We start from the raw sequence: 24,514 nt of genomic DNA, 5'->3' as shown, positions 1-24,514 counted from the left end.
CGCCACAAGAGCCACTCCCCCCGCCAGAGTGGCTCGGTTGATTGAAGTTATTGCGTCGGCGTTGCAATTTGGCGTTGCAGGTTCTGCACCTGGCTTTGCAGGGTGGTGATATTGCGCGTGGTCTGGATGCGAAACACATCAAACTCTTTATTGGTGGGCGCATCGCTGTTGACCGGCTGGTTATCCTGCGCGCTTTTGAGCACTACCAGATCCTGCTCGATACGGGCGATGGCCGCACTGGGGTTGCCCTGTTTCTTCAAGGCCGCCACGTCAGCGGAAAGCTCCTTGATTTCGCTATCGCGCTTGCTCGCATCACCTTGCGCCGCCTTGAGCGTTGCCACAGCATCGGTCAGGGCCTGGACCTGGCCTTGCAGCTTGCTGTTGGCGTTGGACAGCTCAGTGGTGCTGGCCGTCATTTGCGCCAGGCGCTTATCCAACTCGGTCGCCTGGCCGGCCACGCCGACTTGCTGTTTACCCTGCTCCAGCAACTGGCTTTCAAGTTGCTTGATCTGCAGTTTCAGCGCCTCGCTGCCATTGTTGACGCTGGCTTCACTGGCCACCACCTTGCCGGAAATATCCTGCAGGCGCCCCGCCGCTTCTTCGCTGATGCGCGCAAAGCTTTCCTGGGTGGCAACCAACTGCTGGCCCATCAAGGAGATCTGCTGGAAGCTCCACCAGGCCAGGCCCGCAAAGGCGATCAGCAACGCGCCGATCAAGGCCCACAATGGGCCGGTGCTGGCGCTCTTGACCTTGACCACCTTGGTTGTGCGTGACCGCACCGAGGTAGCGGGAGAAGGCTCGAAATCATCATCATCCCCGACATCGGCCCGCAGGCTGGGAACGTTGTCGAAGTCGTCTTTAGCATCGTTGCGCATGAATCAACCCTGAATCGGTGAAATGGCGAGCGACGGGAGTATAAACCGTGATCCCGGCGCACTGATCGACCCGGAACGCCGAAATCGGTTCCCGAAGTGTTGCCTGTTGTGTGCTTACTGGATCCCCGGCGCCTGGGCTTTCCACCAACTGCAGAACTCGTCGAGGGCGGTCCACAGGCTGACCTTGGGCTCATAGTCCAGATAATGCCTGGCACGGCTGATGTCGAGGGTGAAATCTTTGTTCATGACTTGCATGCCCAGGCGAGACAACGCGGGTTCCGGCCGCCCCGGCCACATCGCGCAGAAAGCTTCGTTAAGTGCCGCCACGCTGTAGGACAGGCCGTAGGACCGATACCGCGTTACCTGCGGCATTTCCATCTGGCGCATCACATAGTTCACCACATCCCACACCGGCACTGGCGCACCGTTGCTGATGTTGTAGGCCTTGCCGAGTGCCGAGCCGGGGGCAAGCAGACTGCTGAGCAGCGCCTCGTTGAGGTTGTGCACGCTGGTGAAGTCGACCTTGTTCAGCCCGTCGCCGACGATCGCCAGGCGGTTCTTGCGCTGCATTTTCAGCAACCGCGGGAAGATACTCATGTCACCCGCGCCCGTCACGAAGCGCGGGCGCAAGGCCAGTACCTCGAGGCCGAACTCCTGGGCGCCGAACACCTTCTGCTCGGCCAGGTATTTGGTGGCGGCATAGGGGTGCTTGAAACGCTTGGGAACTTGTTCTTCGGTCACGCCCAGATGATCGCGGCCATCAAAGTAGATCGACGGTGACGACAGGTGGACCAACCGGCCGACGCGCTGCTTGAGGCAGGCTTCGACGACGTTCTCGGTAACGAGCACATTGCCTTGGTGGAAGTCCTGGTAACGCCCCCACAGCCCAACGGCGCCCGCGCAATGCACCACGGCTTCGACATCGCGGCACAGGTCACGCACCAGCGCGGCGTCATTCAAATCACCCTGGATAAACTCGGCGCCGCGCCTGACCAGGTGTTCCACACCTTCGGCGCGTCGCCCGTTGACCCGTACGTCCAGGCCCTGCTCCAAAGCGAAACGCGCAAAGCGCCCGCCAATGAAGCCGCTTGCGCCGGTGACCAGAATCTTCATGTATTACCCCGTGTTCTTTCATTTTTCATCGCTGTTGCCTTGACGCGCGCCATCACTCCAACGGCACCAACCATTGACCACACGCCTGGGCCAGGTGGTCGGTCAACAAGCCCAGCAGTTGCCCGCCACTGCGCCAATGATGCCAGTACAACGGCACATCGATGGGCTTATCTGGCAATAACTCGACCAATAGGCCCTTTTCCAGTTGGTCACGTACCTGCAATTCCGGCACCAGCCCCCAGCCCAGCCCCGCTTCCGTCAGGCGGATAAAACCTTCGGAGGATGGGCATAAATGGTGCTCGAACCCGCCGTCCACACCGAGGGATGCCAGGTAGCGGTGTTGCAGGAAATCATCCGGACCGAAGACCAAGGCCGGCGTACGCGCCAATTGGTCCGCGCGCACGCCGTGCGCAAAGTGCCGGGCAATAAAGGCCGGACTGGCCAACGCGCGATAGCGCATGGCCCCCAGCAAGAGGCTGCGCGCGCCCGCCACCGGCCGCTCGCTGGCGCAGATACAGGCCGCCACCTCCCCGGCGCGCATGCGCTTGAGGCCCACGGTCTGGTCCTCTACAACCAGGTCCAGCAGCAGATGCTGCTCGGCGCAAAAACCGCTGACAGCCTCGGCCCACCAAGTGGCAAGGCTGTCGGCGTTCAACGCGATGCGCAGGCGCTCAGGCATGCCTTCGTCGTCCAGCGCCGGCACCTGGCTTTGCAGGTCACGTTCCAGCAGGCGCACCTGTTGCACGTGGTTGAGCAGACGCCGGCCGATATCGGTGGGCGTCGGCGGCGTGGCGCGCACCAGTACCGGCTGGCCGATACGCGCTTCCAGCAACTTGATGCGCTGGGAGATCGCCGATTGCGAAAGGCCCAGGACTTGAGCGGCACGCTCGAAGCCCGCTTGTTCCACCACCGCCGCCAGCGCGGAAAGCAATTTATAGTCGAACATCAGTTTCTCTAATGAGCGATCAGCAATATTTGTTTTTCTTATACAGCCTGCCTCACGAGAATAGCCAGCATCGCTTCTCTTTATAAGGAATCTCCCATGGCTGGCGAAACCGCTCTGGCAACCCTGCTGCGCAGCATGAGCCCCCATCTCAACGACGGTGACTATGTGTTCTGCACCCTGCCCGATCACCGAATTCCTGCCGGTTGCGAGGTGATCGGCAGTTTCCGCGAGCAGGAAGGCCTGACGCTGATCCTCGAACGCCAGCACGCGCAACAGGCCGGGCTGGCGTTTGACTATGTCGCCGCGTGGATCACCTTGAATGTGCACTCGGCCCTGGACGCCGTGGGCCTGACCGCCGCGGTCGCCAGTGCACTGGGCAACGCCGGCATCAGTTGCAACGTGATTGCCGGCTATTACCACGATCACCTGTTCGTTGGCCGTGCCGATGCCCAGCGCGCCCTACAGGTGTTGCAACAACTGGCAGCGGACGCGGAGTAAATCCTATGTGGCAGAGTTATCTGAACGGTCTGCTGGTAGCCCTCGGCCTGATCATGGCCATCGGCACCCAGAATGCTTTTGTATTGGCGCAAAGCCTGCGCCGTGAACATCATTTGCCCGTGGCGGCGCTGTGCGTGGTGTGCGATGCACTGCTGGTGGCTGCCGGGGTGTTCGGTTTGGCGACGGTGCTGGCGCAAAGCCCGGTGCTGCTGGCGGTCGCACGTTGGGGTGGCGCGGCGTTTCTGCTCTGGTACGGGACGTGCGCACTGCGCCGGGCCTGTTCGAAACAGAGCCTGGACCAGGCGGATAATCTCAAGGTGCGCTCACTGCGTGCGGTGCTGCTGAGCGCGTTGGCCGTCACGCTGCTCAACCCTCACGTGTACCTGGATACCGTGTTGCTGATTGGCTCGCTCGGCGCCCAACAAACCGAGCCCGGTGCCTATGTGGCCGGTGCCGCCAGCGCTTCATTGCTGTGGTTCTCCACCCTGGCGCTCGGCGCGGCGTGGCTGGCACCCTGGCTGGCACGCCCTGCCACCTGGCGTCTGCTGGACCTGTTGGTGGCGGTGATGATGTTCAGCGTGGCCTATCAATTGATCAGCGCTTGATGAATATTCCAAAACGCTCTGGAACCTCTATCCCACACAGTTGTTGCGTGGTTTTGCCGCACCCCCGGTGCTATGATCCGGACCCTGCGCCGCAAAGAGTACAAACTCCCCGGCGCTTGTTTGGCCGCCCGTGATCGGCCTTGCGCTCACCGCAACTGACCTGATTAGGAGAATCATCATGGCTTTCGAATTGCCGCCGCTGCCCTACGCACACGATGCCCTGCAGCCGCACATTTCCAAGGAAACCTTGGAATACCACCACGACAAGCACCACAACACCTATGTCGTGAACCTGAACAACCTGGTCCCAGGCACCGAGTTCGAAGGCAAGACCCTGGAAGAGATCGTCAAATCCTCTTCGGGCGGTATCTTCAACAACGCCGCTCAGGTCTGGAACCACACCTTCTACTGGAACTGCCTGGCGCCAAACGCCGGCGGTCAACCCACCGGCGCGCTGGCTGAAGCCATCAACGCTGCGTTCGGTTCGTTCGACAAGTTCAAGGAAGAGTTCACCAAGACGTCCGTCGGCACCTTCGGTTCCGGTTGGGGCTGGCTGGTGAAAAAGGCTGACGGTTCCCTGGCCCTGGCCAGCACCATCGGCGCCGGCAACCCGCTGACCAGCGGCGACACCCCGCTGCTGACCTGCGACGTGTGGGAACACGCTTACTACATCGACTACCGTAACGTGCGTCCAAAGTATGTGGAAGCGTTCTGGAACCTGGTCAACTGGAAGTTCGTGGCTGAGCAGTTCGAAGGCAAGACCTTCACTGCCTAAGCAACGCTTGCAGTAGAAAGAGCCCGGCATTGCCGGGCTTTTTTGTGGGTGTTCCACAACGTCGACCTGCCCAGAATCGTGGAACCCGCGGAAGGGAAACAGCCACCCATCCAGTGAGAGGAATAACCCTCCCACACGCTTCTGGAGAATCAATGATGGAAGAAATCGGAAAAGCAGGCGGACAGATGGCGATGCAACTCATCACCGGACTTATGAAAGGCCTCGCCGGCGGGGCGGGTGGCGGTGGCGGTGATGGCGCTGCTGCCAGCCCTCCCAGCAAACCAGGCGAGGACATGATGCCGCCAGCGCCGCCAAAGATCGAGATTTCAGCCTATCAATAACAGCGGCCACGGTAGGAAAGGCATTTGCCTGACCCCACGTACGCCGAGTCCCCCAGACGGCGGAGCAAATCCGCCGTTTTTTCTGGTTTTTTCTCCCTCCCCACCGCCAAGACGTCTCCAGCCCTAATGTTCCTTTGACTGGCCTCACGGGATTGCCAATACTCATGGCATATTGAAGGCCACCCGCATGAGACAAGGAATGCCCCTTTGAAGCTGGAACTCAAGAACAGCTTGTCGGTGAAGTTGCTACGGGTTGTGCTGCTGTCGGCATTGATCGTAGGCGTTGCGCTGAGCGTGGCGCAGATCGTTTTCGATGCTTACAAGACGCGCCAGGCCGTGGCCAGCGATGCCCAGCGCATCCTCGACATGTTTCGCGACCCTTCGACCCAGGCCGTCTACAGCCTGGACCGCGAGATGGGCATGCAAGTCATTGAGGGGCTGTTCCAGGATGATGCCGTGCGTATCGCCTCCATCGGCCATCCCAACGAAACCATGCTGGCTGAGAAAAGCCGCGCATTGCAGCAAGCCCCCAGCCGCTGGTTGACCGACCTGATTCTTGGCCGGGAACGCACCTTTACCACGCCTCTGGTGGGCAAAGGCCCTTACAGTGAGTATTACGGTGACCTGAGTATCACGCTCGACACTGCCACTTATGGCCAGGGTTTTATTGTCAACTCGGTGATCATCTTTATTTCCGGCGTGCTGCGCGCCCTGGCCCTGGGCCTGGTGCTGTACCTGGTCTATCACTGGCTGCTGACCAAGCCGTTGTCGCGGATTATCGAGCACCTGACCTCGATCAACCCGGACCGCCCCAGCGAACACAAGATCCCACAGCTCAAGGGGCACGAGCGCAACGAGTTGGGGCTGTGGATCAATACCGCCAACCAGTTGCTCGAATCCATCGAACGTAATACCCACTTGCGCCATGAAGCCGAAAGCAGCCTGCTGCGCATGGCTCAGTATGATTTCCTGACTGGCCTGCCGAACCGCCAGAAACTGCAGGAGCAACTGGACAAGATCCTCACCGACGCCGGACGCCGGCAACGGCGCGTGGCGGTGCTGTGCGTGGGGCTGGATGATTTCAAAAGCGTCAACGAACAGTTTACCTACCAGGCCGGTGACAAACTGCTGCTGGCCCTGGCCGACCGTCTGCGCGCCCACAGCGGCCGCCTCGGCGCCCTGGCCCGGCTGGGTGGCGACCAGTTCGCCCTGGTACAGGCCGATATCGACCAGCCTTACGAGGCCGCCGAGCTGGCACAGAGCATCCTCGACGACCTGGAAGCGGAGTTCGCCCTCGACCACGAGGGTATCCGCCTACGCGCCACCATCGGCATCACCTTGTTTCCGGAAGACGGCGACAGCACCGAAAAGCTCCTGCAAAAAGCCGAACAGACCATGACCCTGGCCAAGACCCGTTCGCGCAACCGCTATCAGTTCTATATCGCCAGCGTCGACAGCGAAATGCGTCGGCGCCGCGAACTGGAAAAAGACCTGCGGGAGGCCCTGGGCCGCAACCAGTTCCATTTGGTATACCAGCCGCAGATCAGCTACCGCGACAATCGGGTGGTCGGCGTAGAAGCCCTGCTGCGCTGGCAGCACCCGGAGCACGGCCTGGTACCACCGGACTTGTTCATCCCGCTCGCGGAACAAAACGGCACCATTATTCCCATTGGCGAATGGGTGCTGGACCAGGCCTGCCGACAATTGCGCGAATGGCACGACCTGGGCTTCACCGACCTGCGCATGGCCGTCAACCTGTCCACCGTGCAGTTGCACCACACCGAGCTACCGCGGGTGGTCAACAACCTCATGCAGATCTACCGCCTGCCGCCGCGCAGCCTGGAACTGGAAGTCACTGAGACCGGCCTGATGGAAGACATCAGCACCGCGGCTCAGCACCTGCTGAGCCTCCGCCGCTCGGGCGCGTTGATCGCGATTGATGACTTCGGCACCGGCTATTCATCCCTCAGTTACCTGAAAAGCCTGCCGCTGGACAAAATCAAGATCGACAAGAGCTTCGTCCAAGACCTGTTGGACGATGATGACGATGCCACCATCGTGCGCGCGATTATCCAACTGGGCAAAAGCCTGGGCATGCAGGTCATCGCCGAAGGCGTGGAAACCGCTGAGCAGGAGGCCTACATCATCTCCGAGGGTTGCCATGAAGGTCAGGGCTACCACTACAGCAAACCCTTGCAGGCCCGGGAGTTGGCGGCTTTTCTGAAGCAGTCTGAACGCAATAACGCAGCGATTCTCTGACGTGGCAACGTCGCCACAGGGTCAGTCTTCTCGCTTGACTGGAGAGCATGGGGACTTGCCCTAAACACGATACTGAATATTTCCCGCGTATAACCCTTTACACAAAATGCAAATCTTTCGCATTATGTCGCAGTTTTTGCGCGCCTCCGCGCGCCCCCTCAACAACCGAAGCAGGATGTTCGCCATGATTCGTATGCCCCTGGCCACCGCCAGTCTGCTGGCCATTGCCATTTCTCTCGCCGGTTGCGGCGAAGGTAAAGACAAGCCCGCAGCAAACCAGGCGCCGACCCCGGCCGCCAGCACTACCGCTCCAGCGGCTGCCACGCCTGCCGGCCAGGTCGACGAAGCGGCCGCCAAGGCTGTGGTCGCGCATTACGCTGACATGGTGTTTGCGGTCTACAGCGATGCCGAGTCCACCGCGAAAACCCTGCAAACTGCAATCGACGCCTTCCTCGCCAAGCCGAACGACGAAACCCTGAAAGCCGCACGCACTGCCTGGATCGCCGCCCGCGTGCCGTACCTGCAGAGCGAAGTGTTCCGCTTCGGCAACACCATCATCGACGACTGGGAAGGCCAGGTGAACGCATGGCCGCTGGACGAAGGCCTGATCGACTACGTCGACAAGTCCTACGAACATGCCCTGGGTAACCCAGGCGCGACTGCCAACATCATCGCCAATACCGAGATCCAGGTCGGCGAAGACAAGGTCGACGTGAAGGACATCACCCCGGAGAAACTCGCCAGCCTCAATGAACTGGGCGGTTCCGAAGCCAACGTCGCCACCGGCTACCACGCCATCGAATTCCTGCTGTGGGGCCAGGACCTGAACGGCACCGGCCCAGGCGCGGGCAACCGTCCTGCGTCGGACTACCTGACCGGCGACGGCGCCACGGGCGGCCACAACGAGCGTCGCCGCACCTACCTGCGCGCGGTCACCCAACTGCTGGTCAGCGACCTCGAAGAAATGGTCGGCAACTGGAAACCTAACGTCGAAGATAACTACCGCGCCACCCTGGAGGCAGAACCTGCCACCGACGGCCTGCGCAAAATGCTGTTCGGCATGGGTAGCCTCTCCCTGGGCGAGCTGGCCGGTGAGCGCATGAAGGTTTCCCTGGAAGCCAACTCGCCGGAAGACGAACAGGACTGCTTCAGCGACAACACCCACAACTCGCACTTCTACGACGCCAAGGGCATCCGTAACGTCTACCTGGGCGAGTACACCCGCGTCGACGGTACTAAGCTGACCGGCGCCAGCCTGTCGTCCCTGGTGGCCAAGGCAGACCCGGCTGCCGATACCGCGCTGAAAGCGGACCTGGCAGCGACCGAAGCGAAGATCCAGGTCATGGTTGATCACGCCAACAAGGGCGAGCACTACGACCAACTGATCGCTGCCGGTAACGATGCGGGCAATCAGATCGTGCGTGATGCGATCGCTGCGCTGGTCAAGCAGACCGGCTCGATCGAAGCGGCCGCGGGTAAACTGGGCATCAGCGACTTGAACCCGGACAACGCTGATCACGAGTTCTGATCCACACAGGTTCACGCTCAACGTCGGTAAAAATGCCCCGAGGTACACCTCGGGGCATTTTTTTATGCACTGAGACCCGGAAGGGCTCGAGCGCGGAAGATGAAGAGACTGACCTCGCCGCCGTCGACAGACGACCGAACCCCTCCGACCAAAATCACGAAATTGTTGCTCACCCGCGCCCGTGCCACGAGGTTGCGTGTATCAGGCTGCATCGCTTGTACGCGGGGTTGCACATTGACACCTTCGTCGACCCAGTTCCCCTGCGCTCGTCGCAACGACATCCAATACACCGTGTCACGCCCCGGTCGCGTAAACAGTAACTCGCCAACGACGTTGTAACCGTCGAGTATCTGATAACGACTGCGCGTCAACACCTCAATCATCAGCGCCCGCAATGTGCCCTCGGTGCCCGACGTCAACGTGTTGTGTAACAGCAGCGCCACCGGATCGGTACGAAACCGCAGATGGCCGAAGAACCCCGACGATTCCCCCAGGTGCCAACCACGCCCGGTTCTGCCGGTGATAGGGAGCAGCAACAACGGGTCGCCAAACTTTGCCATGGACGACGATGGCCACTGGACCCAGTCATTCAGAGTGACCTGCAAGACGCGATAGCCCCAGGCCGTCAACCCTGACGGGTTAGCCCGCCTGAACAGTGCCCTGGCGACTTGTAGCTGACTGGTCTCATGCAGCATGGGAAATGCGCCGGCTACATAGGCCGATATCGTGCGCCGAAACGGCAATTCAATCTGGTTGATCCACCGATTAATCCCTCTATAAAACCGGGTGAGCCTGGGTTGGTTGAACAGGTCGGTTCTCAACATGTGCTCAAACTGGTCAAAGCTATCAAGTACCAGATTGGGATTACGCATATAGGCGACGCTACGTTGCACATCGCCCCCGATAGGCAGGATCGGGTAACAGCGTTCATCGATCCTGATGTAGTCACCCGTCGCGTGGCTCGCATTGCCCGGTATTCTGCGGACAATGTCCCTCTCGGCGTTCAACACGTTCAGTTCGGCAGCGTCGATGGTCTGCCCCCACTCGACAAACCGTTCATGGGGGAGACGGTCGGGAGACGGTCGAGGTAAGGGCGCACGGTCGGCGTCGACCGTAAGCGCTTGAGGCATCCGTCCAGGGCTGTCCCCGCCACGCAAGCGCGACGCCAACCGTTCTGGCGTGATCATGAGGTACGGATGGAAGGGGTCGAGGGCGACACCGCTTCTCAAGTGATAAACCAGGTCCAACCCAAATGCGATTTCCTGTCCCCGCGGAAAGTTGAACGAGTCAAGCACCCGCCAAGCCTGCGCCTCGTCGAAGAACGGATAAACCTCCATGAGCGCCCGGTGCGGCGGCTGACCGCCCTTCAAGCCTCTGCCTGGGTGCGAACCGATGTGCCATGTCCCACTGGCATCCAGTCGAATGGGGTCGTAATAGTATTGCGGCGGTTTGCGTACATCCCTGATCCGCCAGGCCTGCTCTGCGCCGTCATCAAGGATCGAGTACCAATGCTGATGCTGGTTGATGAAATACAACCTCGAGCCGTCTTTGGAGGTCGTGAAGTAAACCCCCTTGCCTTCCCACCCCTTCAGAGGCAGTACGCCGTCCGGCTTTTTCGCCAGCGCCATGTGCGGGTTCAATTGCCCGATCGTCGTGGCGCGACCGGCGCCGGTTGATCGGCTGCCGATGGCCCCATCCACCAGTGCCCCCACCAGCTCTCCAAACGCACGCACAAAGTGGTTCGCTGCCGCCGTACGGTCTCCCAGGTTCGCCGATTCGACCCCGTTGAACACCGAAAACAGACTCCTGGCCAAGCCAATAGGCAGCATGATCTTGATGGGCAACACCATGGAGGCAATATCAAACGCCGTGGTGGCAACCGTCAGTGCGGTTTCGACATTGGTTTGATGAGTGCTCGTGGATAAGGCCTGGGCATCGTTGATCACGAAGTTGGCGTCAACCTCATAGGCGTCCTCCATGAAGTTATTGTCGATTCTGCCGAAATGAACCATCGAGGTGTCACCTCGCCCCCTCAACACGGCGCGTACTTGCGGCTGGAACGCGCGCTCAACACGGCTCACCAGGTATTCGCGCCAGGAGCTGCTGTGGACGAAATCCCTTATCAGGGTTTCATCCGGGTACTCATGAAACACCCGCCCAGTCGGTGCCTGCGGGGTATAGACCACTACCGAGCCGCCGCCGGCGCTGGCGGTGCGCAGCATCAATACCCCGCGCACCCGCTGGCCGCGCAGCTTCAAGTACTCCACCAATATGCGATGACCTTCTACGCGTTCGCGCTGGTCGCTATCAATCGGCTCATCAAGCACGACGCGCACCCAGTTGAAGCCACGTTCCAGTCGATCCGGCAAGAAATCGCCGGCAATCCTGGCCTCAATGGCATCCAGCCGCAGTTGATGCGCCAGTACTTGGACATAGGTTTTTTTCTGCGCCAACGCTTGCGGGGACGTGATCAGCCGCTCACGCAACAGCGCCCCATAGGTCCCGCCCACATTCACACCGCGCACCAGATCCCTGACCTGTTCCACGGTCAGCCCTTCATAAACCTTAGCTGTCTTGAAGTCCTCCGGTCGCAGCGCTTCGTCGGGCTTGTCGAGGTCTTCGGTTTTTTCGGTCAACCGCGAGAAATTGATGAAATTGAGATCCAGGCCACCGACGTTTTCCAGGGCCAGTTGGGTCAGTGATCGGCTGCGGCTTTTATACAACGGCGTGCCGGGCTCTCTGATGGAGTGGCCGGGCGCGCCTGGGACTATCACGCTGGGAGGGACATAAGCTTCCTGGGTGTGCACGAGAATATGATCTGGGTTGATATCCAGCCCGTATTCGGCCACCAGCACCTGGCGCAGTTGCTGATTGGCGTAAGCCAGCAGTTTGCTCTTGTCGCTGAATTGCGCCCAGGAAGGCAAGCCGTCCGCGGCCAGCAGGTTTGCCAACTGTTCGTAATATTGCGCGCTGGCGGCGCTCCACGCGTCTTTGTCGCTTTGACTGGCGGCACTGAGAAAGGCCTTGATCTGCGCCTGCCCGCGTTTTTCCAGGCTGGCGAAGAGTGCACCCGCGCCATCGAATGCCCGCGTCAGGTCCATTACCTCGTCCAGACTCTGCGACAAATACGTGCTGTCCGCCTGCAAACCCAAGGTTTGATAGCGCGCAAGGGTCGCGGCAACGTTCTGTTGAAGGTGCAGGCATTGGGATTCGATAGCGTAATCGAACGGGGAGTCCAGTCGTTCAAGGTACTTGAACTGGCCCCGTTCATGACCTTCCCGGCACCGCGCCAGCGCCAGCGATTGCTGGTCTTGCGCCACCATCGCCAGGATGCGGGGGAACGCCACGCCATGGCTCAGCCGCCGATGCAGCTCGCGGTCAAGGTCACTCAACGAGGCAAACTCTTCAAGGCCTGCGCCGGGCGTGAACACCACCACCGTGCCGACGTTCGCCGCCGGTTCAATGGGTCGAACCTGAGGCACCTGAACATCGCTTTGCCAGCCCACGTGGGTATCTTGCGGGTCCCGGGCGGTCAAGATAAAGGCCCCATACAGCGGGATATCGTGGGTATCCCCAGCCTTCAAAGCGATCCCATAGACACACGGTCGATAGCTGCCCAACGCCTGACGCGCCAGGGCGTTCGGGTATTTCAGCACTTTGGCGAACAGCGCCTGCGCCGTCGCACTGAGCAGGTTTTCGGCGCTGAGCAGGGCGAGCTCGGTGCTCAATTGCTCGGTTCGCGTTTTAATCAACTGCTGCTTGATGGTGTGCGCCTCAGTCGGCCCATGCGCCAAGGCCAGGAAGGCTTGCTGGGATTGCTGATAACGCCCTGAAAAACCATCGGCAAATTGGTCAAGGAAACGATCGAAAGCGCTCGGTGTGAGCCCGGTAACAGGCTCCCACTCCCCTTCAGCGGTCAAGCGCGCATGGAAACTGACAGGCCGGCTGGCGTAGCCCGAAGCCTGGTTGGCAACCATGCGCTGCACCACCGCTTCCATGAGGTTCAACCTCGGCACCAGGGCTTCCTCGGGCACCGGTTCGCTGTTTTCAGGGAGGGGTGTGCCGATGGCCCGTGTCTCCTGCTCATCGTACTGGATAACCCCTTGGTCTATATCCAGCAGCGGTTTGCGGTCAGGGAATGCGTGGTCAAAGGCCTGCTGCACCAGGGCGTGAAACGTCGGTTGCCGCTGGAGCAACTCGAACAGTTCGATATTCAGTGCAACCAGCTTCTGGCGCAGGCTGGCCTGTAAGGGGGTGTCGCGCAGCGTCAGGCGACTGATCAGCGGCGTCGGTGATAACCGGTCATGCGGCATGGCGTATATCTCGAAAATAGGAAGTACGCCATCGTGCCGCTGCAGGCCGGGACGGGGGCATTACATAGCTACTCGCCAAGCCAATGTCCGCTCCGGTTTACTTGCCCCACACCCCAGGTAGAATGGCGCCTCTGCCCTACCTCGAGCGAACTTCATGGCGTTGCCGACCCTACGCATCATCGGTTTCATCATCGGCATCTTCCTGATCACCCTCGCGATCGCCATGGTCGTGCCCATGGCAACCCTGGTGATCTTCGAACGCACCAGTGACCTGCCCTCGTTCCTGTGGGCCAGCATGATCACCTTCATTGCCGGCCTGGCCCTGGTGATTCCCGGTCGCCCGGAACATGTGCACCTGCGCCCGCGAGACATGTACCTGCTGACCGTTACCAGCTGGGTGGTGGTGTGCATCTTTGCCGCGCTGCCGTTTCTGCTGACCCAACACATCAGCTACACCGACTCGTTTTTTGAAAGCATGTCCGGCATCACCGCCACCGGCTCCACCGTGTTGAGCGGGCTGGACACCATGTCGCCGGGCATCCTGATGTGGCGCTCGCTGCTGCACTGGCTGGGCGGCATCGGTTTTATCGGCATGGCGGTGGCGATCCTGCCGCTGCTGCGCATTGGTGGCATGCGCCTGTTCCAGACCGAATCCTCGGACCGCTCGGAAAAAGTCATGCCCCGCTCGCACATGGTGGCGCGCCTGATCGTGGCGGCCTACGTGGGCATCACCATCCTCGGCAGCCTGGCGTTCTGGTGGGCCGGGATGGGCCTGTTCGATGCGATCAACCATGCGATGTCGGCGATTTCCACCGGCGGCTTCTCCACCTCCGATGAATCCCTGGCGCACTGGAAACAACCCGCCGTGCACTGGGTGGCGGTGGTGGTGATGATCCTCGGCAGCTTGCCGTTCACCCTGTACGTGGCGACCTTGCGTGGCAATCGCAAGGCACTGATCAAGGATCAGCAAGTACAGGGCTTGCTCGGTTTGTTGCTGGTGACCTGGCTGGTGCTTGGCACCTGGTATTGGTGGACCACCAACCTGCACTGGCTGGAGGCCCTGCGTCACGTGGCACTGAATGTCACGTCGGTGGTGACCACCACGGGTTTTGCGCTGGGGGACTACAGCCTGTGGGGTAACTTCTCACTGATGCTGTTTTTCTACCTGGGGTTCATCGGGGGGTGCTCGGGCTCTACGGCGGGCGGGATCAAGATCTTCCGTTTCCAGGTCGCGTATATCCTGCTCAAGGCCAACTTGAACCAACTGATTCACCCGCGCGCGGTGATCAAGCAGAAGTACAACGGCCACCGTCTCGACGAAGAGATCGTGCGTTCGATCCTGACCTTTTCGTTTTTCTTCGCCATCACCATCTGCGCCATTGCCCTGGCCCTGTCGCTGCTGGGCCTGGACTGGATGACCGCCTTGACCGGCGCCGCGAGTACAGTGTCCGGCGTGGGCCCGGGCCTGGGCGAAACCATCGGCCCGGCGGGCAACTTCGCCAGCCTGCCGGATGCGGCCAAATGGATCCTGTCGCTCGGCATGCTGCTGGGCCGGCTGGAGATCATTACAGTCTTTGTTCTGTGCATTCCGGCGTTTTGGCGTCACTGACGGTCGACGCTTCCAGCAACCGCGCCCGGTATTCGCCGGGCGTGGCGTCGAACCAGCGACGAAACGCGCGGAAAAAGTTGCTCGGATCAGCGAAGCCCAACAGGTAGGCAATTTCCAGCAGAGTCATGCTCGGCTGCGCCAGGTACTGCTCGGCCAGCTCGCGACGGGTGTCGTCGAGCAACGTCTGGAAACTGGTGCCCTCTTCCTGCAAACGCCGCTGCAAGGTGCGCTGGGACAGGTGCAACGTCTGGGCGACCACCTCTCGCTTAGGCTCGCCCTGGGGCAACAAGCGGCACAACACTTGGCGCGCCTTGTGGGTCACGCGGCTTTCCGAGAAGCGCGCCAGGTATTCACCGGCAAATCGATCGTGCAGCAGCGCCATGGCCTCATTGGCCGTGGGCAGTGGCGCGTCCATATCCGCCCGTTCGAAAATCAGCGCGTCATAGGGCGCGTTGAATTCCAGGGGGGCATGGAACGCTTGTTTATAGGGGGTGAGGTCCGCCGGTTGATCGCCTTGCAACACCACCTTGCGTGGTTGCAGGGTACGGCCCGTCAGCCAGCCACACAGTGCCAAGGCACTGGCCAGTGAGGCTTCGGCGCTTTGCCGGGTGGGGGGCAAGTGATCACCGTGCACCGTCAGAATCAGCGCATAACCTTCGGGGATCAGTCGGAAACTCAGGTCGGCACTTTCGGCGATGATCCGCTGGTAGCGCACCAGGCGCATAAAGCCTTCCGCCAGCGTGTTGCTGGACATCAGTGCGTAGCCGGCCACATGAAACGACGCCGGGCGCACGACCTTGCCCATGTTCAGGCCAATCGCCGGGTTACCCGAAAGCTCCACCGCCCGTTGCCACAGACGCGTCATGGAGTCTTGCGGGAACCGCGCATCGGGATCGTCAAGGGCGGCGTAGTCCAAGCCGAGTTGCTTGAACAAGGCACGGCAATCCAGGCCGTCCATTTCCAATGCCTTGACTATCCCCATCGCCCAGCTTGCAGAAGTTGTTCGTTCGCTCATGGCGTCTTCTTAATAAAGCAGGCTCAAACAGCAGCCAGGAAGCCAAGGATACTAAAGTGGCATCTATTGTCACTGGCTGTTACTACTGATCACTCTAGACTCAAATAAGCTCCCCGCCGAACATCTGTTCGGCGGAACAATAATCAAAGGGCCGGTCGCCGTGGAAAATGTTAAACGTTTCAATAGCTTCGCCGAGTTCTACCCCTATTACCTGAGCGAGCACGCCAACAGCACATGCCGGCGCCTGCATTTTATTGGCACGACGCTGGTGATCGGTATCCTGGCGTATGCCATTGGCAGAGGTTCTTTGGGCTTGCTGATTGCCTTGCCGATCGCCGGCTACAGCTTTGCCTGGATCGGCCACTTCTTCTTCGAAAAAAACCGCCCCGCGACCTTTCAGCACCCGTTCTACAGCCTGCTGGGGGACTTTGTGATGTACCGCGACATGATTCTCGGCAAGGTGCCGTTTTAAAGCGGGTGTGACCCTATGTCACTTGCGCTTGAACGATGAGCTTACGTAAATCCGGCGATATAAAAGTCTATTTGTCATTTACAGTGCTGTATCCTGCCAAGGCTTTTTGAGAGCGCGGAATCACCTGCGATTGAAAAAACAGACTTTGCGAGGAGCGACGACGATGCACGAGATACCTAATCTCCCCTTCCCAAGCCTGCACCCTACAGAGCAGCCAACCCCGCAGCAGGCCAGCGACAAACAGCCTGAGGCCAAAGAAGCAAAACCAGTCGAGCGCGAAAGCCAGGACTGACGCCGTACCAGACCGTGTGGAAAGCGCACCTTTGAGCGCTTTCCACACTGCCTGAATAAATCGAGATACCCATCATGATCGACAACCTCCCCAATACCCCGGACACCGCCGTACTCGATGCTGCCCTGCAGATGGTCGAGATCTGGAACCGCCTCAGCGCAGACAAACAGGCCGTGCTGCTCAAGCGCTTCGGCACCCAGGAAAACGCCCTGGCCGCCCTGGTCACCACCCAATTGCTGGCCCCTGCACAAGCCTGAGGTCTTTTTGATCTGAGATTTTTGCGGTTTACCGCCCTGCGCGGGGCAAACCACCGGTATCATTAGCAGCCTATCTTTACCTGCTGCGACAGTGGACCTCTCCCATGCCCGATACCCAGCGCCCCCTGGCGGTCACGCTGCAAGTTGTTTCCATCGTGTTGTTTACCTTCATCGGCTATCTGAATATCGGCATTCCCCTGGCCGTGTTGCCAGGTTATGTGCACAGTGAGCTGGGCTACGGCGCAGTCATTGCTGGCCTGGTGATCAGCGTGCAATACCTGGCCACCCTGCTGAGCCGCCCCTATGCGGGCAAAATCATCGACACGCTGGGCAGCAAGCGCGCGGTACTGATTGGCCTGGCGGGCTGCGGCCTGAGCGGTGTGTTCATGCTGCTCGCGGCGTGGTTCTCAAGCCTGCCGGCGTTGAGCCTGGGCAGCCTGCTGATCGGCCGCCTGGTACTGGGCAGTGCTGAAAGCCTGGTGGGCTCGGGCGCCATCGGCTGGGGCATCGGCCGCGTCGGTGCGGCGAATACCGCCAAGGTCATCTCCTGGAACGGCATCGCCAGCTATGGGGCCCTGGCCGTCGGTGCACCGCTGGGCGTAGTGCTGGTGAGACATTTCGGGCTGTGGAGCATGGGCGTCAGCATCATCCTGCTGGCAATCGTCGGCCTGTTGCTGGCCTGGAACAAAGTCGCCGCCCCCCTCGTTGCCGGCGTGCGCCTGCCGTTCATGAATGTGCTGGGTCGAGTATTGCCCCACGGCTGCGCACTGGCGTTGGGCTCCATTGGCTTTGGCACCATCGCCACGTTCATCACCCTGTATTACACCACCCAGCATTGGGATAACGCGGTGTGGGCCCTGAGCCTGTTCGGCGCCAGTTTTATCGGTGCGCGGCTACTGTTCGGCAATTTGATCAACCGGATCGGCGGGTTTCGCGTAGCGATTGCCTGCCTGTCGGTGGAGGTTCTCGGCCTGCTGTTGCTGTGGCTCGCGCCGGACGCCCATCTGGCCCTGGCCGGTGCGGCATTGAGCGGTTTCGGCTTTTCCCTGGTGTTTCCGGCCTTGGGCGTGGAAGCCGTCAACCTGGTGCCGGCGTCCAGTCGTGGCTCGGCAGTGGGGGCTTATTCACTGTTTATCGACCTGTCGTTGGGCATCACCGGGCCACTCGCCGGGGCCGTGGCGGCAGGCTTCGGCTTCGCGTCGATCTTCCTGTTCGCCGCCCTCGCCGCCCTCGGTGGTTTACTGCTGAGCGTGTACCTGTATCGCCAGGCACCCAAGGCCCGCGAAGCGCGCGGCGACTAGAAGTCGACCTTGCCGCGCCCGGCCTTGATGCTGCCGCGCTTGGTCTTGGATTCGAGCCGTCGCTTTTTCGAGCCCAGGGTCGGCTTGGTCGGACGGCGCTTCTTCTCCACCTTGGTGGCGCTGAGGATCAACTCCACCAAACGCTCCAGCGCATCCGCGCGGTTCTGCTCCTGGGTCCGGTATTGCTGGGCCTTGAGCACCAGCACGCCTTCGCTGGTGATACGGCTGTCGCGCAACGCCAACAGCCGCTCCTTGTAGAAGTCCGGCAGCGACGACGCCGGAATATCAAACCGCAAGTGCACCGCACTCGACACCTTGTTGACGTTCTGCCCACCGGCACCCTGGGCGCGAATGGCAGTCAGCTCGATCTCGGCATCGGGCAAATGCACGTTATTGGAAATCACCAGCATTGAGACAGGTCCGCGGTTCAGGTTCGCCAGCATACGCGAACGAGTCACGATGCTACACAGGCCCGCTTCCCGCGCAGGTGCTCCGACGCGCCTCATGTCCTGTTGGCAAAGGCCTGTTCCAACAGAGACTTGGCTAGCAACGTTGAATGGATCATCGCTTGGCGATCGGTGGGTTTTTCATCATTCAGCGTCATCTCGACGCCCGACACCACCTCCGGGAAGGAATGAGAAAAGATCAGCGCAGGCTCAACCCGTTTTGCAGACAAACCGTGCAAATCGCTGCGCATCTTGTCGTAGAAGCCTTGGGCATTGTCTGTGACTTGGTTACGCATCAGATGAAACACCAGCCCCATCATCGCTGCCCGGCCGTTCTTTTCGTCCATCCCGCTTGGCCACATGGATTGACCTTGTAATTGGGCTGCATATCGAATGGTCGAGGCGACATCCGATGCGCCACCCGAGGTACCCAACATGACGGGCATGCCAAGTTCATCGCGCACCTGAGTGCCCAAGTCGTTGCGCAAATCCGTGCCATGGCGGCTGGTGAAATGATGTGTCTTCACACCGTCCACAACACGGTTCGACCCCACGCGATGCTGGACGGTGTAGGCATCGACGCTACTGAGCATCGGATCATGCGCCTTGAGCGCCTCGGCAATTGCCTTGATACCAAAGCCCATTTCCGCACCTTGCTGCGCTTGCTCACGGGTCAACGGCCCCTGCTCGCCGCGAACTAACAGGGCGTGCAGGTTTTTCATACTCAAGTACAGACCGCCTGTGCCCTCTCCAGCCAGTAGAACGTTGCCGGGGTCATTGCTCGGCGCCAACAACTCCTTGTGCAGCGCCTCGCGAAACGCGGGATCACTTTTTGAATGCGTCCACAAACCGCGAACCAGGTGTGCCATATGTGATGACAGTTGCGATGCTGGCGAGTCGTCGCGGAGCAAATCTTTCTCAACGCCCAGACCGATGGCCATTTCAGACTCGATGTGCGTGAAGAAATGCTTCGCTCGGCGCGCAAGGTGTTCTGGGTTCTCGTAGTTGGAGTTTTGCAGCGTATCGTTGACGAAGGCATTGACCAGGTAGTCTTTTTCAGCGGGAGAGTAGTTTTTCCCCGCGATGGAGACTCCGGTGTGCGGTGTGAATGCCGGGGTTTCCTCACCGGCGTACAGCTTATTGCCGCAGCCGGTATCCAAGGCCGGTGCGTACTCATTGGCTGGATTGAAAGGTTGCCTGCTGACGGAAATCAGATCTCGCATACATCACCTCAAATATTCAGATAAAACCACTATCTATTTATTGCAAGGCAACACCACACAGTTCCGGCGACGGGCTGCTGACAGCAACAAACCGAATAATCAGGCAACGGACAAGCCCAACTCCGACAACAACATCGACGCCTGGGCTTTGGAAATCACGGCGCCTTTGAACAATTTGGCATCATTGAGGCGAAACCCGCTCAGATCCGCACCGCGCAGGTCGGCGCCGGCGAAATTGGCACCGTTGATACGCGCGTGGGCGAGGCTGCAGTCGATCAATTCGGCCTTGCGAAAATCCGCATCCGACAAATCGCTGTCGGAAAAATCCAGGTTATTCAGCACAGTACGCGCGAACGACAACCCCGACAGAAAGGCGCTGTTCAACCGGGTTTCGCTGAAGCTCAGGCCCAGGGAGGCGCAATGGGTGAAGTTGGCGCCGGTCAACTTGCAGTGCTCAAAACTCGCCTGGGACAACTTGCTGCGCTGCCAACGGGTGTTGTTCAGGTCGCAGCTGTGGAACTGCGCCTCCAGCAGGTTCGCCGCTTCAAAGATGGCGTGGCCGGCGCGGCAGCTTTTCCACTGGGTACCCTCTAAGCGCGATCCAAGGAACGAGGTCTGGACCAGGATGCAGCGTTCGAACACCCAGTGATCCAGGGCCATACGCGACAGATCGGCGCCACTCAAGTCAACGCCCACCAGGCGCAAGGGGCCGCCGTGCTGATCGATCAGGTCTTCCAGCTCACAGCGCTGCAAGGTGCCGCCGTCGATGTCGGTGTGGTGCATGGGTGGGCTCCAGCCAATGAACAGATCACAACAAGACGCGAGTCTAACCCGTCGACGCCCACAAAAAACCCGGCACTGCGCCGGGTTTTCCTTTTAGGTGCGGGCGCTTACTTCAACGCTTCACTCGCTGTCGTCAGCGCCGCATCGGCACTGCGCTTATTCTTGAGCCCATAACACCCCGCCATGAACACCACCCACACCGGGATCGCGTACACCGACACCTGAATCCCCGGGATCATCAGCATGATCACCAGGATAAACACCACGAACGCCAGGCACACATAATTGCCATACGGGTACCACAGCGCCTTGAACAAGGGCACCTGGCCGGTGCGGTTCATGTGCTGGCGGAACTTGAAGTGAGAGAAGCTGATCATCGCCCAGTTGATCACCAGCGTTGCCACGACCAGCGACATCAGCAGTTCCAGCGCGTGTTGCGGGATCAGGTAGTTCATCAACACCGCCACCAGGGTGATCGCCGCCGAAGCGAGGATGGCGCGTACCGGCACGCCGCGCTTGTCGATCTTCGCCAGTGCTTTAGGTGCATCGCCCTGTTCGGCCATGCCCAGCAGCATGCGGCTGTTGCAGTAGGTGCCGCTGTTGTACACCGACAGCGCCGCCGTCAGGACCACGAAGTTGAGGATATGCGCGGCAGTGTTGCTGCCCAGCATCGAGAACACCTGCACGAACGGGCTGCCGCTGTAAGCGTCGCCGGAGGCATTGAGGGTCGCCAGCAGGCTGTCCCACGGCGTCAGCGACAGCAGCACCACCAGGGCACCGATGTAGAAAATCAGGATGCGATAGATCACCTGGTTGATCGCTTTTGGGATCACCGTGCGCGGCTGGTCGGCTTCGGCTGCAGTGAAGCCGAGCATTTCCAAGCCGCCGAAGGAGAACATGATGATCGCCATGGCCATCACCAACCCGCCGACGCCGTGCGGGAAGAAGCCGCCGTGGTCCCACAGGTTGCTCACCGAGGCCTGCGGCCCGCCGGTGCCGCTGACCAGCAGGTAGCTGCCCAGGGCGATCATGCCGACGATGGCCACCACCTTGATGATGGCGAACCAGAACTCGGCTTCACCGAAGACTTTGACGTTGGCCAGGTTGATCAGGTTGATCAGCACGAAGAACGCCGCTGCCGAGACCCACGTCGGGATCTCCGGCCACCAGTAGTGCACGTATTTACCGACGGCCGTCAGTTCCGACATCCCCACCAGGATGTACAAAATCCAGCAGTTCCAGCCCGACAGGAAGCCGGCGAAACCGCCCCAATACTTGTGGGCAAAATGGCTGAAGGAACCGGCAACCGGCTCTTCGACGATCATTTCGCCGAGCTGGCGCATGATCATGAAGGCAATGAAGCCGCAGATGGCATAGCCCAGGATCATCGACGGGCCAGCGGATTTGAGCACCCCGGCGGAGCCGAGGAACAGGCCGGTACCGATGGCGCCACCGAGGGCGATCAACTGGATATGCCGGTTTTTCAGGCCGCGTTTCAGCTCGCCTGAAGAGGAATGGGGTCCACTCATGAAAAGGGTCTCACGCAAGGTTTGAGGATGTTGAATGCAGGTTGCTGCCTTGAATTACCGACTCAAGCAGCGCCGCTCAAACCCCAGCGCAGGCACCAGGAGTACAGCGTCGTTCTAACGGTCATGCGTCACCTGTTTGTTTTTATCTGTGACGAAATCGAACCCGTCCGGCTCGTGGCCAGGCGGAGTGATCAGGGCGGGTAAACCCCGAGGTCTTGGCCTTTTGCGTGGTTACGCAAGGGGGTCACAGTAAAACGCGGCGGATTGTACACCGCTCGACCGCTTGGGGGGTCCGCGAAAAGCGAGTGCGACGATCTGTCAGGTAATCCTTACAGCGCAGGATCGGCCAACAATGTCGCCACCTACTCGTAAATTAATCGTTACAGCATGGAAAATTAGCGTTACAGCTGTAATTTTAATAAAAATTGACGGTAGGAAATTTCTGGCAGATTAGTCGCGCCAGCTACCTGTATTCATTCAAGAAAAAACGATCGCCTAAAAACAGAACAAAAAATCCAAATGAAACCGTGTCAATAAAAATTTTGCATTTATAAACACTCTCTCCTAGGTTCATCCCACTTGCCCGCGAAGCCCGTTGGCAAGCCGTTCTCAAACAACGTCCTCTAGGAGATACACCATGCAAGCACTGGAAAACGACCTGGAAACCGAACTGCAACTCGACGATTGGTTTGAAGCGCCGACCCATGAGGCCGCCGTTGAAATGATGCAAGCCGATGCCGTTGTGCCGTTCGGCACCGCGATGTGGCCATTCTAAAAACCGGCAGGCATTCGGCAGGTGCTGTGCACGGCACCTGCCCCCTTACCCAAGGCACAGAAAGGAAGTACGTCATGGACAAGGCCCGCGCCGTCGAACACTTTCTCTACTACCTCGCGCACCACCCGGCGCTCAACGGCCTGAGCTGCCCCACCGTGTTGCTGGGCCATACCGAGCGCTACGACGCCATCGCCCAGGCGATCACCCTCAGCAGTGCCGCCCGCTTCAACTTCCAGGTGCAGCGCCTGGACCTGGCCACCAGCGATACCCTGGCCGAAGCGATTGAAACCTGCGACCTGTATCTGTTCCTCTACGATTCCTCGACCTTGCCCAACCCTCGCGCCGAAGGCCCGGACTTTATCCGTGCCCTGCAAGGCGTGATGGCCGAGCACTGGAAAAAATCCCTGCTGTTCAAGGATTACGGCGACTACTTCTACGACACCTTCAGCGTCGAACCGCAGCGCATTGCCGACCTCAACGCCACGCTGATCCGGCGCATGTCCCAAGCCACTGTGCTGAGCTTTACCGATAAGCACGGTTCGCGGCTGGAAGCGCCGATGAGCAGCATCAAGAAGTGGACCAATATCAACGGCGTCGGCAACCACGACCTCGCCCCCGGTGAGATCGCCACCCACAGCGAAGCCATCAATGGCCAGGTGCGGTTTGTCGGCACCTTTCTCAGCACCATCCCATTCGCGCGTAAATACGGCGTGCTGCAATCACCGCTGGAGCTGTGGATCGAGAACTCGACCATCTGCAGCGTGGCCAGCGACGTGCCTGGGCTGGCGGATGATTTCAATAAATACCTGAATGCCAACCCGTCCAACCGGCGTGTGGAGGAACTGGGAATAGGCACCAATGAAGGCGTGAAGGACCTGTATGCGCGCAATGCCGGGTTTGAGGAGCGCCACTGCGGGTTGCACCTGGGCCTGGGGGGCGGGCAGAAAGGCAGCCATCACCTGGATCTGATCTTCGCCAGTGGGGTGCTGGCGCTGGATGACAAGCCGGTGTTTGATGGCACCTTTGCATTCTAAGCGCTGACGTCGATTCTCATAGAGATCCACTGTGGGAGGGGGCTTGCCCACGATGGCAGTGGGTCAGCTGATGTATGGGTGGCTGGCACACCGCTATCGGGCTGTAGAACCGTAGACATCGTTTACATCTGAAACCGGGGACATCGTTTACACATTTGAGGCTTGGACGCGGGTCATACCCCGTCCAAGCCTCCCCAAGGAATAATCACACAGGTACAAATCCCAGACATCATCCTCAGCTTCTTTGAGCCCTATCCTTCCCCGGATAATGCCTCGCTGACAAATACCAACTTGCCATTCCACTTGATCGATCCATCCTGCCTGACGCTTCGAACCCGCATTTCTGCCGGATACTCCACATCGGGTAAGCATCCTGGATAAAGTCGGGTAGACGGCACATACACATCTCCCGGACGTTTCATACCAAGCGCTTCATGAGGGCGTACGTAATTGAACTCATGTTTGAAATGCTCCAGCAAAAGCTGCTGCTCAACCAAATTGCTCCCTAGCGGTAGCTCAAGTTTC

General features: G+C 59.9%; 21 protein-coding genes and 1 pseudogene. 12 read left to right on the top strand and 10 right to left on the bottom strand.

Annotated elements, in window-relative coordinates; all coding sequences use genetic code 11:
* Positions 1–47: 47 nt before the first annotated feature.
* From K7431_RS23785 to K7431_RS23775, 3 genes are all read right to left on the bottom strand, one after another.
* Complete coding sequence (locus K7431_RS23785; protein WP_043205810.1) at positions 48–875, bottom strand: ATPase; 828 nt, start codon at positions 873–875, stop codon at positions 48–50.
* A 114-nt stretch (positions 876–989) separates the two neighbouring features.
* Positions 990–1,988, bottom strand: coding sequence for an NAD-dependent epimerase/dehydratase family protein (locus K7431_RS23780; RefSeq protein WP_015885559.1), 999 nt, complete (start codon positions 1,986–1,988; stop codon positions 990–992).
* 52 nt (positions 1,989–2,040) lie between these two features.
* Positions 2,041–2,934, bottom strand: a complete 894-nt coding sequence (locus K7431_RS23775) for a LysR family transcriptional regulator ArgP (protein ID WP_015885560.1) — start codon at positions 2,932–2,934, stop codon at positions 2,041–2,043.
* A gap of 96 nt (positions 2,935–3,030) precedes the next feature.
* On the opposite strand from K7431_RS23775, the gene K7431_RS23770 reads away from it, so the two are divergent.
* The 6 genes from K7431_RS23770 (at position 3,031) to K7431_RS23745 (ending at position 8,940) form a co-directional block, all read left to right on the top strand.
* Complete coding sequence (locus tag K7431_RS23770; RefSeq protein WP_015885561.1) at positions 3,031–3,432, top strand: ACT domain-containing protein; 402 nt, start codon at positions 3,031–3,033, stop codon at positions 3,430–3,432.
* A 5-nt stretch (positions 3,433–3,437) separates the two neighbouring features.
* Positions 3,438–4,037 (top strand): LysE/ArgO family amino acid transporter, encoded by a 600-nt coding sequence (locus tag K7431_RS23765; RefSeq protein WP_015885562.1) that lies wholly within the window; start codon positions 3,438–3,440, stop codon positions 4,035–4,037.
* A gap of 178 nt (positions 4,038–4,215) precedes the next feature.
* On the top strand, positions 4,216–4,812 hold the full coding sequence (locus tag K7431_RS23760) for a superoxide dismutase (RefSeq protein ID WP_003212997.1): 597 nt from the start codon (positions 4,216–4,218) through the stop codon (positions 4,810–4,812).
* A 152-nt stretch (positions 4,813–4,964) separates the two neighbouring features.
* Positions 4,965–5,153: a hypothetical protein gene (locus K7431_RS23755; RefSeq protein WP_043205811.1), complete on the top strand. Its 189-nt coding sequence runs from the start codon at positions 4,965–4,967 to the stop codon at positions 5,151–5,153.
* A gap of 207 nt (positions 5,154–5,360) precedes the next feature.
* Positions 5,361–7,412, top strand: a complete 2,052-nt coding sequence (locus tag K7431_RS23750; RefSeq protein WP_015885563.1) for a putative bifunctional diguanylate cyclase/phosphodiesterase — start codon at positions 5,361–5,363, stop codon at positions 7,410–7,412.
* Positions 7,413–7,596: 184 nt separating this feature from the next.
* Positions 7,597–8,940 (top strand): imelysin family protein, encoded by a 1,344-nt coding sequence (locus K7431_RS23745; protein WP_015885564.1) that lies wholly within the window; start codon positions 7,597–7,599, stop codon positions 8,938–8,940.
* A 62-nt stretch (positions 8,941–9,002) separates the two neighbouring features.
* On the opposite strand, the gene K7431_RS23740 is transcribed toward K7431_RS23745, so the two are convergent.
* A complete protein-coding gene (locus K7431_RS23740; RefSeq protein ID WP_015885565.1) occupies positions 9,003–13,253 on the bottom strand; it encodes a dermonecrotic toxin domain-containing protein in 4,251 nt (1,416 codons plus the stop codon).
* Positions 13,254–13,407: 154 nt separating this feature from the next.
* On the opposite strand from K7431_RS23740, the gene K7431_RS23735 reads away from it, so the two are divergent.
* On the top strand, positions 13,408–14,862 hold the full coding sequence (locus K7431_RS23735) for a TrkH family potassium uptake protein (RefSeq protein WP_015885566.1): 1,455 nt from the start codon (positions 13,408–13,410) through the stop codon (positions 14,860–14,862).
* Here K7431_RS23735 and K7431_RS23730 read toward each other — a convergent pair.
* Complete coding sequence (locus tag K7431_RS23730; RefSeq protein ID WP_015885567.1) at positions 14,819–15,877, bottom strand: AraC family transcriptional regulator; 1,059 nt, start codon at positions 15,875–15,877, stop codon at positions 14,819–14,821. The genes K7431_RS23735 and K7431_RS23730 overlap by 44 nt on opposite strands.
* A 160-nt stretch (positions 15,878–16,037) precedes the next feature.
* Between K7431_RS23730 and K7431_RS23725 the strand changes: the two genes are divergently transcribed.
* The 3 genes from K7431_RS23725 to K7431_RS23715 all read left to right on the top strand — a co-directional run bounded on the left by K7431_RS23725 (position 16,038) and on the right by K7431_RS23715 (position 18,199).
* Positions 16,038–16,349, top strand: a complete 312-nt coding sequence (locus K7431_RS23725; RefSeq protein WP_015885568.1) for a DUF962 domain-containing protein — start codon at positions 16,038–16,040, stop codon at positions 16,347–16,349.
* 366 nt (positions 16,350–16,715) lie between these two features.
* Positions 16,716–16,898: a hypothetical protein gene (locus K7431_RS23720; RefSeq protein ID WP_015885569.1), complete on the top strand. Its 183-nt coding sequence runs from the start codon at positions 16,716–16,718 to the stop codon at positions 16,896–16,898.
* Between the two features lie 104 nt (positions 16,899–17,002).
* Positions 17,003–18,199: an MFS transporter gene (locus K7431_RS23715; protein WP_015885570.1), complete on the top strand. Its 1,197-nt coding sequence runs from the start codon at positions 17,003–17,005 to the stop codon at positions 18,197–18,199.
* Here the strand turns inward: K7431_RS23715 and arfB are convergent.
* The 4 genes from arfB to K7431_RS23695 all read right to left on the bottom strand — a co-directional run bounded on the left by arfB (position 18,196) and on the right by K7431_RS23695 (position 22,180).
* Positions 18,196–18,609, bottom strand: coding sequence for an alternative ribosome rescue aminoacyl-tRNA hydrolase ArfB (gene arfB, locus K7431_RS23710; protein WP_034109044.1), 414 nt, complete (start codon positions 18,607–18,609; stop codon positions 18,196–18,198). The two genes, K7431_RS23715 and arfB, sit on opposite strands and share 4 nt — an antisense overlap.
* Before the next feature lie 92 nt (positions 18,610–18,701).
* Entirely contained in the window at positions 18,702–19,868 is a 1,167-nt protein-coding gene (locus tag K7431_RS23705; RefSeq protein ID WP_015885572.1) for a hypothetical protein, read from the bottom strand.
* A 99-nt stretch (positions 19,869–19,967) separates the two neighbouring features.
* Positions 19,968–20,651, bottom strand: a complete 684-nt coding sequence (locus tag K7431_RS23700) for a pentapeptide repeat-containing protein (RefSeq protein WP_015885573.1) — start codon at positions 20,649–20,651, stop codon at positions 19,968–19,970.
* Between the two features lie 107 nt (positions 20,652–20,758).
* A complete protein-coding gene (locus tag K7431_RS23695) occupies positions 20,759–22,180 on the bottom strand; it encodes an amino acid permease (RefSeq protein ID WP_015885574.1) in 1,422 nt (473 codons plus the stop codon).
* A 637-nt stretch (positions 22,181–22,817) separates the two neighbouring features.
* Here K7431_RS23695 and K7431_RS23690 point away from each other — a divergent pair.
* Both K7431_RS23690 and K7431_RS23685 read left to right on the top strand, forming a co-directional pair.
* Positions 22,818–22,955 carry a hypothetical protein gene (locus K7431_RS23690; protein WP_003175756.1) on the top strand — a complete coding sequence of 46 codons (138 nt, stop codon included), beginning with the start codon at positions 22,818–22,820 and terminating at the stop codon, positions 22,953–22,955.
* Positions 22,956–23,029: 74 nt separating this feature from the next.
* Positions 23,030–23,989, top strand: a complete 960-nt coding sequence (locus K7431_RS23685; protein ID WP_015885575.1) for a hypothetical protein — start codon at positions 23,030–23,032, stop codon at positions 23,987–23,989.
* 147 nt (positions 23,990–24,136) lie between these two features.
* On the opposite strand, the pseudogene K7431_RS23680 reads toward K7431_RS23685, so the two are convergent.
* A pseudogene (locus K7431_RS23680) lies at positions 24,137–24,514 on the bottom strand (IS481 family transposase); the annotation flags it as partial.

The organism is Pseudomonas fluorescens group sp., assembly GCF_020093335.1.
GTDB classification, from domain to species: domain Bacteria; phylum Pseudomonadota; class Gammaproteobacteria; order Pseudomonadales; family Pseudomonadaceae; genus Aquipseudomonas; species Aquipseudomonas petroselini.
The sequence above is the reverse complement of the archived record's forward strand: the minus strand, read 5'-3'. Positions and strand labels throughout refer to the sequence as shown.

Bases quoted from the DNA above. Each gene is read 5' to 3' on its own strand.
- K7431_RS23785 (WP_043205810.1), bottom strand. From the start codon at position 875: ATGCGCAACGATGCTAAAGACGACTTCGACAACGTTCCCAGCCTGCGG.
- K7431_RS23780 (WP_015885559.1), bottom strand. From the start codon at position 1,988: ATGAAGATTCTGGTCACCGGCGCAAGCGGCTTCATTGGCGGGCGCTTT.
- K7431_RS23775 (WP_015885560.1), bottom strand. From the start codon at position 2,934: ATGTTCGACTATAAATTGCTTTCCGCGCTGGCGGCGGTGGTGGAACAA.
- K7431_RS23770 (WP_015885561.1), top strand. From the start codon at position 3,031: ATGGCTGGCGAAACCGCTCTGGCAACCCTGCTGCGCAGCATGAGCCCC.
- K7431_RS23765 (WP_015885562.1), top strand. From the start codon at position 3,438: ATGTGGCAGAGTTATCTGAACGGTCTGCTGGTAGCCCTCGGCCTGATC.
- K7431_RS23760 (WP_003212997.1), top strand. From the start codon at position 4,216: ATGGCTTTCGAATTGCCGCCGCTGCCCTACGCACACGATGCCCTGCAG.
- K7431_RS23755 (WP_043205811.1), top strand. From the start codon at position 4,965: ATGATGGAAGAAATCGGAAAAGCAGGCGGACAGATGGCGATGCAACTC.
- K7431_RS23745 (WP_015885564.1), top strand. From the start codon at position 7,597: ATGATTCGTATGCCCCTGGCCACCGCCAGTCTGCTGGCCATTGCCATT.
- K7431_RS23740 (WP_015885565.1), bottom strand. From the start codon at position 13,253: ATGCCGCATGACCGGTTATCACCGACGCCGCTGATCAGTCGCCTGACG.
- K7431_RS23735 (WP_015885566.1), top strand. From the start codon at position 13,408: ATGGCGTTGCCGACCCTACGCATCATCGGTTTCATCATCGGCATCTTC.
- K7431_RS23730 (WP_015885567.1), bottom strand. From the start codon at position 15,877: ATGAGCGAACGAACAACTTCTGCAAGCTGGGCGATGGGGATAGTCAAG.
- K7431_RS23720 (WP_015885569.1), top strand. From the start codon at position 16,716: ATGATCGACAACCTCCCCAATACCCCGGACACCGCCGTACTCGATGCT.
- K7431_RS23715 (WP_015885570.1), top strand. From the start codon at position 17,003: ATGCCCGATACCCAGCGCCCCCTGGCGGTCACGCTGCAAGTTGTTTCC.
- arfB (WP_034109044.1), bottom strand. From the start codon at position 18,609: ATGCTGGTGATTTCCAATAACGTGCATTTGCCCGATGCCGAGATCGAG.
- K7431_RS23705 (WP_015885572.1), bottom strand. From the start codon at position 19,868: ATGCGAGATCTGATTTCCGTCAGCAGGCAACCTTTCAATCCAGCCAAT.
- K7431_RS23700 (WP_015885573.1), bottom strand. From the start codon at position 20,651: ATGCACCACACCGACATCGACGGCGGCACCTTGCAGCGCTGTGAGCTG.
- K7431_RS23695 (WP_015885574.1), bottom strand. From the start codon at position 22,180: ATGAGTGGACCCCATTCCTCTTCAGGCGAGCTGAAACGCGGCCTGAAA.
- K7431_RS23690 (WP_003175756.1), top strand. From the start codon at position 22,818: ATGCAAGCACTGGAAAACGACCTGGAAACCGAACTGCAACTCGACGAT.
- K7431_RS23685 (WP_015885575.1), top strand. From the start codon at position 23,030: ATGGACAAGGCCCGCGCCGTCGAACACTTTCTCTACTACCTCGCGCAC.